The organism is Aquabacterium sp. (assembly GCF_014378415.1).
Classification (GTDB): Bacteria; Pseudomonadota; Gammaproteobacteria; order Burkholderiales; family Burkholderiaceae_C; genus Aquabacterium.
In genome coordinates this window covers 1-9,857 of the sequence record NZ_JACMNS010000167.1, presented here as the reverse complement: position 1 = coordinate 9,857, position 9,857 = coordinate 1, and the positions used below count along the sequence as shown (strand labels likewise).

Sequence of the window (9,857 nt, the reverse complement as noted above, 5' to 3'; positions counted from 1 at the left end):
CGCTGGACTTCGCCCGTCTTGGGGTCGATCAGGGTCAGCGAATCGCTCAGGGCGTTGGCCACGATCAGTGACTTTTCATCCGGCGACAGGTACAAGTGGTGCGGCTCTTTGCCCGTGGGCACGCGCCGGATCTCTTTGAAGCTCACCGGGTCGATGATGCTGATGGTCGCATCCAGCGAGTTAAGGGCAAAAATGGGGCTGGCGCTGGCGTTGGCGGCACACAGCGTCAGCAGCAAAGCGGCGGCGGGCAGCCAGCGTGATGCGCGTTGATTGAGAAACTTCGTCAATTGGGTCACCTGGGATCAAGCCGAGCAGTGTACGCGCGGCATTCACTGCCCGATCGAGACAATTAGTCGTCGCTGCCGCCCAATACCGAACCCAGCAAAGCACCGGCGCCAAGGCCGCCGAGCAAAGAGCCTTCTTCGCGGCCACCGCCACCCCGGGTTTGCGGCGCTGCGGCAAAGATGCGCGAGGCCAGGCGCGAGAAGGGCAGGCTTTGCAGCCAGACTTGGCCGGGGCCGGTCACCTTGGCCAGGAAGAGGCCCTCGCCGCCAAACAAGGCGGTCTTGATTTTGCCCACGTACTGGATGTCGAAATCGACCTCGCTGGTGTAGGCGACCACGCAACCAGTATCGATCATCAAGGTCTCGCCCGGCTTGAGGTCGCGGCGCAACACGGTGCCACCAGCGTGGACGAAGGCCAGGCCATCGCCCTCCAATTTTTGCATGATGAAACCTTCGCCGCCGAAGAAGCCGGTGCCCAGTTTCTTTTGCAGCGCGATGCCCAAGGAAACCCCACGGGCGGCGCACAGAAAAGCGTCTTTCTGGCAGATCAAACGGCCACCCAGCTTGCTCAGGTCCATGGGCAATATCTTGCCTGGATACGGCGCGGCAAACGCAACGCGTTTTTTGCTGGAACCCTGGTTGGTGAAGATGGTGGTGAACAGGGATTCGCCGGTGATCAGTCGCTTGCCTGCGCCCAGCAGCTTGCCAAACAAGCCGCTTTGCTGGCTGGAACCATCGCCAAAAACGGTGTCCATCTCGATGCCCGCGTCCATGAACATCATGCTGCCGGCCTCGCCTATGGCCGCCTCGCCGGGGTCGAGTTCCACCTCGACGAACTGCATCTCTGCGCCCTTGATCTCGAAATCCACCACATCCATGGCCATGACTGGTCTCCCGCTTCGTTAAACACACGACTTTAGTGGGGAAACTAAGGGCACCACAAGCACCCAAAAGTCATTCATGATCGGGGTTATTGCGCCCATCCGATTGTCGCCCACAGCCACCCACGTCACGCGCATGATCAGCGGTCACCGATGTTCCACCTAGAGCCCCTTCACACCCCCACCCTGGCCCTGGTCCTGGGACTGGTTCTGTTCACCGCCTCGGGCATCATGACCCTGGTCGGCCTGACGCAGCGCACCTACCGTGGCTACTGGTGGTGGACGGTCGCGCAGTGGGCCAACACCATCAGCGCGGTGGCCCTGCTGTTCAAGGATGCGCACCCTGTCATGCTGCCGGTGTCGGTGCTGTTGTCATTGCAATGGCCCTTGACCATGCTGGGCGGCATGCGCCGTTTTTACGTGCGCAGCAACCTGCCCACCGAACCCTGGGTTGACTACTTCCTGCTGTTCATTGGCTTCTCGGGCTGGATGTGGGTGTGGCTGGCCAACCCCGACGACGTGGGCGCGCGCGTGGCGGTGTTCAGCCTGGTCAACATCTGCGGCTACCTGTATTGCGCCTGGATCGTGAGCTGCATCCGCGACTGGCGGCAAAGCGTTTACCTCAAGGTCATCCTGTTCTTCCTGCTGGGCGGAGCCATCTTCCAGGTGCCGCGCATGCTGACCGGCATGGCCTCGTGGGGCATGACCGTGCACGACACCAGCCTGATCCAGCTGCCCTCGGCGATGCTGGGCCTGGTGATCGGCGTGATGTTCTCGGTGTACATGTGCCTGCTGTTGACGTATGAGCGCACCGAGCACGACCTGCGCGAATCGCACCGGCAACTGCGCGTGCTGGCCGATTTCGACATGCTCACGCAGGTGCCCAACCGCCGCCACTTCAACGAGATCGCCAGCCAGACCATGCGCCTGTGCTCGCCGGGCAGCGCATCCCTGATGCTGTTCGACATCGACCACTTCAAGCAGATCAACGACGAATTCGGGCATGGCGCGGGCGATGAGGCCCTCAAGCTGGTGGCCGGTGGCGCCCGCAAGATGCTGCGCAGCCGCGACCTGCTGGGCCGCATTGGTGGCGACGAGTTCATCGCCCTGCTGCCCGAGACCAGCGTGAACGACGCCCTGCACGTGGCCGACCGCATGGTGCGCCACGTTGACACCGAACGCCTCGCCCTGCAGCAAGCCCCCTTGAGCCTGAGCTTTGGCGTGGTGCAGGTCATGCCGGGCGAGTCCCTGCCCGAAGCCACGCACCGCGCAGACCAGGCGCTGTTCGAGGCCAAACGCCAGGGCCGCAGCCGCGCCGTGGCTGCCGAGGCTACCGACGGCGAAGCCGTGTTCACCAGCACACGCCCTTTCGGGATGAGCACGCACTGAGCGCACCCACGAGCCCATGCTGATAAGGCGCGACAATCCCGCCCATGCAGCAATTTGACGTGGTAGTGATCGGCGCAGGCGCGGCCGGTCTGTTTTGCGCGGGCATCGCCGGGCAACGGGGGCTCAAGGTCCTGGTGATCGACCATGCCGAGAAGGTGGCCGAGAAGATCCGCATCTCGGGCGGTGGCCGGTGCAACTTCACCAACAAGGAAGTGACGCCCGCCAACTTCCTGAGCGAGAACCCCCACTTCTGCCGATCGGCCCTGGCCGGCTACACACCGCAGGATTTCATCGGCCTGATCGAACGCCACGGCATCGCCTGGCACGAGAAGCACAAGGGCCAGTTGTTTTGCGACCGGCGAGCTGACGACATCATCCAGATGCTGCTGAAAGAGTGCGAGAGCGGCGGGGTGACGCGCTGGCAACCTTGCGGGGTTCAGCAGCTGCGACCCACCAACGTCGAGGCCGGTCACCGCTTCGAGCTGGACACCGACCAAGGCGTGGTGCAAGCCCACCAAGTAGTGATTGCCACCGGAGGCTTGTCGATTCCCAAGATCGGCGCCACCGATTTCGGCCAGAAACTCGCGCTGCAACTGGGCCACACCCTGGTCCCACTGCGGCCCGCCCTGGTGCCCCTGACCTTCGATGCTGGCGAGTGGGCGCCCTGGTCGGCGTTGTCGGGCATTGCCCTGCCGGTGGACGTGTCGGTGAACGTGGAATCAACCGGCAGGCGCAAACAATCTTCCAGCGTGCATTTCCTGGAAGATTTGCTGCTCACACACCGAGGCCTCAGCGGCCCGGCGGTGCTGCAAATATCCAGCTACTGGCGCCCAGGTCAATCGCTGACCATCGACATCGCGCCTCAGGGCAGCCTGGCGGAGGCCCTGAAGCAGGCCAAAGCGGGCTCGCGCAAGCAGTTGTCGTCGGCCTGGGCACAGGCCCTGCCCGAAGGTGCGCCGCAACGCCTCGCCCAAACCTGGCTGGAACAGGCCGCCTTGAAAACGCCCGCCTTGCGCGCCGACGCGCTCCTGGCCGAGGTGAAAGACCGCGACCTGGAGGCCCTGGGCCAATCCGCCAACACCTGGTCCATCACGCCCAAGGGCACCGAGGGCTATGCCAAGGCCGAGGTCACCGCCGGCGGCGTCAACACGCAAGAGCTGAGCTCACAGACCCTGGAAAGCAAAAAGGTGCCCGGCTTGCATTTCATTGGCGAGGTGGTCGATGTGACCGGCTGGCTGGGTGGCTACAACTTTCAATGGGCCTGGGCCAGCGCCGCCGCCTGCGCCCGAGCCTTGGTAAGATCCCACCCATGAGTTCCACACATTTCGGTTTCGACACGGTTGACGAATCACAAAAAGCCGCGCGCGTGCGCGGGGTGTTCGATTCGGTGGCCAACAAGTACGACGTCATGAATGACCTGATGTCGATGGGCATGCACCGCTTGTGGAAGGCTTACACCATCGCCGCCAGTGGCGCCAAAGAGGGCCAGAAAGTGTTGGACATCGCCGGTGGCACGGGCGACCTGGCGCAGGCTTTCGCCAAACGAGTGGGTGCCTCGGGCACCGTGGTGCACACCGACATCAACGAGGCCATGCTCAGCACCGGCCGCGACCGCCTCCACAACGAAGGCGTGGTCCTGCCCACCACCATTTGCGACGCCGAGAAGCTGCCCTTCCCCACCGGCACGTTTGACATCGTCAGCGTGGCCTTTGGCCTGCGCAACATGACCCACAAAGACCTGGCCCTGGCCGAGATGTGCCGCGTGCTCAAACCGGGCGGCCGCTTGCTGGTGCTGGAGTTTTCAAAGGTGGCCAAGCCGCTGGAAAAAGCCTACGACTGGTACTCGTTCAACGTGCTGCCCAGGCTGGGCCAGCTGGTGGCGGGCGACGCCGCCAGCTACAAGTACCTGGCCGAATCGATCCGCATGCATCCCGACCAGGCCACGCTCAAGGGCCTGATGAAAACGGCCGGTTTTGGCCACGTTGATGTGCACAACATGACGGGCGGCGTGGTCGCCCTGCACATGGGCATCAAGTGCTGAGCTGAGCTCAGCCTTCAAATCGTCACCAGGGAGGTCCTTGCTGACCAACTTGCCGGCCAGGATGATGTGCGCGCCCGAGCCCGGCAGGTAGTATCTTGTTTACCGCATCCCGTTACCCTTCAATGACCGCCTCTTCTGCCAACCAATCACGGTCTCGCCGCCGACCTGCCGACTCATCGGACATGACGGTGGAAGACCTGGCCAACCAGACTGGCGTGAGTGTTCGCAACATCCGGGCATACCAAACCACTGGTTTGTTGCCCCCACCGCGCCTGCAAGGGCGGCTGGGGCTGTACGGGCAAGAGCACCTGGGCAAGCTGGAGTTGATCCGCGACTTGCGCCAGCAAGGTTTTGGGCTGGAGGCGATTGGCGGCATGCTGGTCAACACGCCCGATGGTGCGTGGTCCGAGTACTCGCTGGTCACCCACCTGTTTTCCAAAAGCTTTTTCACGGTGGAGCCTTCGCAGCGCAAGGCCATGGCCGAGATGGCGTCCCATTGGGGGGCCACCGCCAGTCCGGCGCAAAAAGAGCGCCTGGCCAAGAACGGCCTTTACCGGCCGGTCGAGGGTGACGAGGTCGAGATGCTCAGCCCGTCGCTGGAGCGCATCGGCATCCAACTGGCCGAACTGGGCGTGTCACTGGACACCGTGCTGGACCTGCAGGACGATTTGGTCCGGCACACACGCGCCATCGCCAAAACCTACGTCGAGCAACTGTTCCTGGACCTGATCCAAAGGATGACCAAGGACAAAGCGCCAGGCGCTGACGCCTCGGCCACCATCGACGCTCGGCAGATCGCGCAAATGCACGCGGTGTTCGAGCGCCTGCGGCCGCTGGCCATCGGCTCCATCACGGCCGCCTTTCCCGTGGTGCTTCAGCAGGAGTTCGACAACGGGATCAAGAAGCGGCTGAAGACCGGCGGCAAGAAGCGCTGATCGCTCATCACTTCAGCGCGAACTGCACGCGCGTGTTCGGCCCCTTGTCGTCGGGCAGCTTGTCGGTGCCCACTTTGGAGGCCGTCAGCAGCACCCGCTCGGGCGACAGCTTGGTGGCCAGGTAAGCCTTGACCCGATCCCCACGGCGATTGGCCAAGGTCATCAAACTGGCCTGGTCCACGGGCGCGGCGGCTTTCAGCAAGGCCTCCATCTCAGCCGGGGGCAAGGTCTTGGCCAAGCCGACCAGGTTGCGGGGCTTCTTGGTGTCGGCGGCTTTGTAGGCGGCGATGAGCCACTGGTCGCGCTCCTGGGGGGCGATGGTGACCGAAGCCAATGACTGCTCGGAGCCCTTGGCTTTGGCCTGGCGCATCAGGCTCACCACGTGGCGCTGGCGCAGGCCCTCTTCGTCGATGGCGGGGTCGGCGCGTCCGGTGGCTTCCAGCTTGACCGTCGGGCGGTCGGTCAGCTTGGTGACCAGGGTGTCCAGGCGTTGGCGGGCGATGTCGCTCAAATCGTCATCGCCGGGCTCGAAGGGCACAAAGCCCAACTCGTCCTGACCGCCGCCCATCAACAGGGAGAAAGGCGCGGTCACGGCCTTGGTCAGCAGGTTGACGACCACCCGCCACACGATGCCGCCGACCGAAAACTGCGGATCGTCCAGCGAGCCCGAGACCGGCAGACTGACATCGATCTCGCCCCGACTGTTTTTGAGCAGGGACACGGCGAACTGCACGGGCAGGCTGGTCGCGTCGGGGCTGTCCACCTTGTCGCCAAAGGTGAGCTGGTCCAGGAAGATGTGGTTCTCTGCCTCCAGCTTGCCGTTGTCGACCTTGTAGTGCACCGTCACCGACAGCGTGCCTTTTTCGATCGCATAGCCGGCATAGCGGCCCGCATAGGGCGTCAGGCGCGTCAGCTCGATGCCTTTGGCTGAGCCCTGGATGTCGGTGTACAGGCGCGGGCCCAGGGGGTGCAGTTGCCCGGTGATCAGCAAGGGGGCGCTGTCATCCACGGCGCCAGAGATCTTGACGGTGGCGGGCTCGGGCTTTGACGAGGCCACGGCCGACACGTCGCCCTCGACCTGCGTGAGGCGCGCAGAGTAATTGGGCTTGATGAAGTTGTCGGTGAAATCGACGCGGCCTTTGCTCAGCTTGATGCCTTGCCAGCGCAGGTTCATGCCGGCCATGGCTGGCGATGACGGTGACGGGGCGCTGGCCGAAGATGCCGTGGCGTTGGCAGCCACGGGTGCGGCGGCTGGCGGGGCGGCTGCGGGCGTGGCTTGCGGCGTGGTCAGGGACTTGGTCTCGGCGCCTGCTTCATGCTTGACCAGGTCCGACAGGTTGAGCTTGCCGTTGGGGTTGATGATGAGCCGGCCGTAAAAATCATTGAGCGCGATGCGGCCCAGGTCGGCATTGAGCGCACCGGCCTTCCAGTTCACGTCCAGGCCCACCAGGGCCAAGGAACGCCAGCGTAAAAAATCAGCTTGGTTGACGCTGTCTTGCGTGCGCAGGTCGGTCAAGGCAAAACGGCCCTGGTAACGGGCATTCAAGGCCTGGGGATCTTTGCCGGGCGCGGCTTCCAGACTGAGCTTGCCGTGGACGTCGGTCTTGGCCGATACCAAGGCCACGTTCAGGTATGGCGCGATGTAGGACTGAAAGGCCGTCAAGTCCAGCCCAGCAATGGCCAATTGCGAGTTCACGCGCAAAGGCTGAACACGCACATCACCAATCAGTTTGACGCGGCCGTTGCTTTGGCCCAAGCCGCTCAGGTCAAAACCCATCACTTGCGTGAGATCGCTGGACAAGTTCTTCAAGCCCAGGTCGGCCTGGTGCAGGGACAGGCGGGCCGCGGGCATCACCGACTGGTCATCGACCTGCACCTTGCACAGCTTGCAGCGCAACTCGCCCACCTTGATCAAGGGCGCGGCCTGTGCCTTGGCAGGCTTGACAGGGGCATCGCTGCTAGCGCCAGGCGCGGGCTGCATCATCCACTGTCCTTGCGGGTCACGGGTGGCTTGCGCGTCGAGCTTGTCAAACGTCACGGAGGCCACGGTCAGGGACTGCAAGCCCGTGGCCGTGGGGGCCAAGCCCACGCGCGCTTCCAAGCCCTGCACGTCCAGGCCCGCCAGATCGACATGGTCCGTGGCTTTGGCCTTGGCCTTGGCCGCCTTGGTCTTGAGGCCCGTCAACTGCAGCTGCCCATTGAGCAAGCTCAAGGCCTGCGCATCGGCTTGCAGCTCGGTGCTCACGGCCAGCTCGCCCGACAAGACCTGCAAAGGCAAGGGCACCGCCTTGCCCAAAGCGGCCAACCAGGGCGCCGGTTGCAGCTTGCTGACCGAGACCTTCAAGGTGGCTTGCGGCAACATGGGGCTCACCACCCCGCTGACATTGAACTGGCCGCCATGGGCATCCGTGGCCGCCAGCGTCAGGGCGGCAGGTGCGGCTTGCTTGTTCGAGTTCAGGCCATCGATGCGCAAGCTCACGGGGCCCAGCTTGGGCAAGGCGCCACCACCCGGTGCTTCGGCCTGGAGGGCCGTGGCATCCAGGCGAACCTTGTCCACCGACCAGGCCCAGGGCGCCTCAAGGCTGGAGGACACGGCCACCTTGTCAGGCTTGTCAAGCGCTACCACCGGCTTGGCAGCAACGGCTGGCCGATCTTTAGCATCGACCTGCAAGCCCGCCAGGGCCACACTGCCGATCTTCACCTGACGGGCCAATGGCGATGCATCGATGCCTTCGATGTCCAGGGACGACCAACGCCCCTGCACGCCCCCGGCAGGCCAGCCCAAGTCAACGCCGGACACCTTCAAGCCGCCGCGGATCGTCAAGGCGGCGGCAGCAGGCGGCTTGCGCTCTTCGAAACTCACGGTCAGGTGGGTGTCCAGCCGGCCCTTGGCCACGCTCACCATGGCTGACAGGGGCATGAAGGGCTTGGCCGCCAGCATCCAATGGGCCACATCCACGTCACGCCAGTTCAAGTCCAGGGTGGAGCGCAGGCCTTCGCTGAACGGCAAGGTGCGGCCGCTCACGCGCAAAGGGCTGCCATCCACGCGCGCTTCCAGCAAAGGCTGCACGTCCACGCTGACAAAGCTGGGCAAGTTCGAGACGAAGGGCACACCTACGTTCAGCGCCTCGATGCGGTGCTCTTGCTGCAGCACGCGGTCTGAATAGCGCACCAAGCCGTTGTTGATGCGGATGTTGTAGACGGCAAAGCGAGCGGGATCTTTCGCAGGCTGCGATGACCCCGACTGAAGCCGCTTGGCGATGTCGGTGAAGTTGAAATGCTCGGCGGATTGGCGCTCAACCCACACCTGCGGCTGCTCCAACGTGATGCGCCGCACGACCGGAGCCAGGCGCCAGATGGATTCGAGCGAGAGCTGAACTTGCGCGGCAGGCAATTGCAGCAACTCGGCCTTGGGCGGGCCCACTTTCAGGTCGTTCAGGGACACCGTCAAGGTCCAGGGCTGAACGCTCAGGCTTGCCAGCGTGACCGGGGTGCCCAACGCCTGGGTGGCCACCGATTCGACCTGGCCCCTGGCCCAACGCGGCAACCACCAGCCCAGCAGCACCGTCCAGATCAGCGCGAACAGCACCAGGCCGATGCCGAGCTTCCAGGCCCAGTGTTTGCGGTGGGGCGAATCGGCGGGCGTGACTGGCGTGCTGGACATGGTGCGAAGGCGAGGGAGAACATCGGAAATATAAGCCGAAGGCCGTTGATCACCCTCGCAATCGACTTGGCATCTCGGGCAGGATGATGTGCTGCACCAGGCCTAGCAGTCGGGCCTCTGAGGCCAAGTAAGGAGCCCATGCTTTGGGCAGCGTCTGCCAACGCGCCTCTTGGTCGGCGACCAAGCCCTCGAACGCACCGGCGACGCGTGTCGTACGCACCGGTGCACAGCAAATCGTGGAGAGGCGCCAGCGCCACGCCATCAGGTCGGACATGGAAAGACAAATTCTTCAGATGGCAATCATCGTTGGCCACCAGGATGTTGTTTTCCAAGAGTCGCGTACTTTACTGGGCTCAGCAGCCTTGGGGAGTCCGCATGTACGTCGGCAAGACATTGTTCGCGCAGCTCATGGAGCTCTTGCCTTGGACGAGCTTTGCGCGCATCGTACAGCGCCACGGCGGCAATGCTGGCGTGCGCACGCTGACGTGTGCCGAGCAGTTCCGTGCAATGGCGTTCGCCCAACTCACGTGGCGCGAGAGCCTGCGCGACATTGAGGCCAGCTTGTCGGCCAATGCCAGCAAGCTCTATGCGATGGGCTTTCGCTCGGTGGTCAAACGCTCGACCCTGGCCGATGCCAACGAATCGCGCAACTGGCTCATCTGG

The 9,857-nt window shown here is 63.9% G+C and carries 8 protein-coding genes and 1 pseudogene; 5 read left to right on the top strand and 4 right to left on the bottom strand.

Going from position 1 to position 9,857, the window contains the following annotated elements; translation table 11 throughout:
• A pseudogene (locus H7225_RS14975) lies at positions 1–236 on the bottom strand (YncE family protein); the annotation flags it as partial.
• Between the two features lie 113 nt (positions 237–349).
• Positions 350–1,168: a TIGR00266 family protein gene (locus H7225_RS14970; protein ID WP_290663206.1), complete on the bottom strand. Its 819-nt coding sequence runs from the start codon at positions 1,166–1,168 to the stop codon at positions 350–352.
• A gap of 150 nt (positions 1,169–1,318) precedes the next feature.
• On the opposite strand from H7225_RS14970, the gene H7225_RS14965 reads away from it, so the two are divergent.
• The 4 genes from H7225_RS14965 (at position 1,319) to H7225_RS14950 (ending at position 5,530) form a co-directional block, all read left to right on the top strand.
• On the top strand, positions 1,319–2,554 hold the full coding sequence (locus tag H7225_RS14965) for a GGDEF domain-containing protein (protein ID WP_290663204.1): 1,236 nt from the start codon (positions 1,319–1,321) through the stop codon (positions 2,552–2,554).
• A 44-nt stretch (positions 2,555–2,598) separates the two neighbouring features.
• Entirely contained in the window at positions 2,599–3,867 is a 1,269-nt protein-coding gene (locus H7225_RS14960) for an NAD(P)/FAD-dependent oxidoreductase (protein WP_290663202.1), read from the top strand.
• Complete coding sequence (gene ubiE, locus H7225_RS14955; RefSeq protein WP_290663200.1) at positions 3,864–4,595, top strand: bifunctional demethylmenaquinone methyltransferase/2-methoxy-6-polyprenyl-1,4-benzoquinol methylase UbiE; 732 nt, start codon at positions 3,864–3,866, stop codon at positions 4,593–4,595. Before H7225_RS14960 ends, ubiE begins: the two co-directional genes overlap by 4 nt.
• Before the next feature lie 182 nt (positions 4,596–4,777).
• Positions 4,778–5,530, top strand: a complete 753-nt coding sequence (locus H7225_RS14950) for a MerR family transcriptional regulator (protein ID WP_290663198.1) — start codon at positions 4,778–4,780, stop codon at positions 5,528–5,530.
• Positions 5,531–5,537: 7 nt separating this feature from the next.
• Here H7225_RS14950 and H7225_RS14945 read toward each other — a convergent pair whose 3' ends face one another.
• Both H7225_RS14945 and H7225_RS14940 read right to left on the bottom strand, forming a co-directional pair.
• On the bottom strand, positions 5,538–9,194 hold the full coding sequence (locus H7225_RS14945; protein WP_290663196.1) for a DUF748 domain-containing protein: 3,657 nt from the start codon (positions 9,192–9,194) through the stop codon (positions 5,538–5,540).
• Positions 9,104–9,508: a HipA domain-containing protein gene (locus H7225_RS14940; protein WP_290663208.1), complete on the bottom strand. Its 405-nt coding sequence runs from the start codon at positions 9,506–9,508 to the stop codon at positions 9,104–9,106. Before H7225_RS14940 ends, H7225_RS14945 begins: the two co-directional genes overlap by 91 nt.
• Positions 9,509–9,569: 61 nt before the next feature.
• On the opposite strand from H7225_RS14940, the gene H7225_RS14935 reads away from it, so the two are divergent.
• Positions 9,570–9,857 (top strand): DUF4372 domain-containing protein (locus H7225_RS14935; protein WP_290663194.1); only part of this gene is annotated, 288 nt, incomplete at its 3' end.

Coding starts and splice junctions, on each gene's coding strand:
- H7225_RS14970 (WP_290663206.1), bottom strand. CDS start 1,168: ATGGCCATGGATGTGGTGGATTTCGAGATCAAGGGCGCAGAGATGCAG.
- H7225_RS14965 (WP_290663204.1), top strand. CDS start 1,319: ATGTTCCACCTAGAGCCCCTTCACACCCCCACCCTGGCCCTGGTCCTG.
- H7225_RS14960 (WP_290663202.1), top strand. CDS start 2,599: ATGCAGCAATTTGACGTGGTAGTGATCGGCGCAGGCGCGGCCGGTCTG.
- ubiE (WP_290663200.1), top strand. CDS start 3,864: ATGAGTTCCACACATTTCGGTTTCGACACGGTTGACGAATCACAAAAA.
- H7225_RS14950 (WP_290663198.1), top strand. CDS start 4,778: ATGACGGTGGAAGACCTGGCCAACCAGACTGGCGTGAGTGTTCGCAAC.
- H7225_RS14945 (WP_290663196.1), bottom strand. CDS start 9,194: ATGTCCAGCACGCCAGTCACGCCCGCCGATTCGCCCCACCGCAAACAC.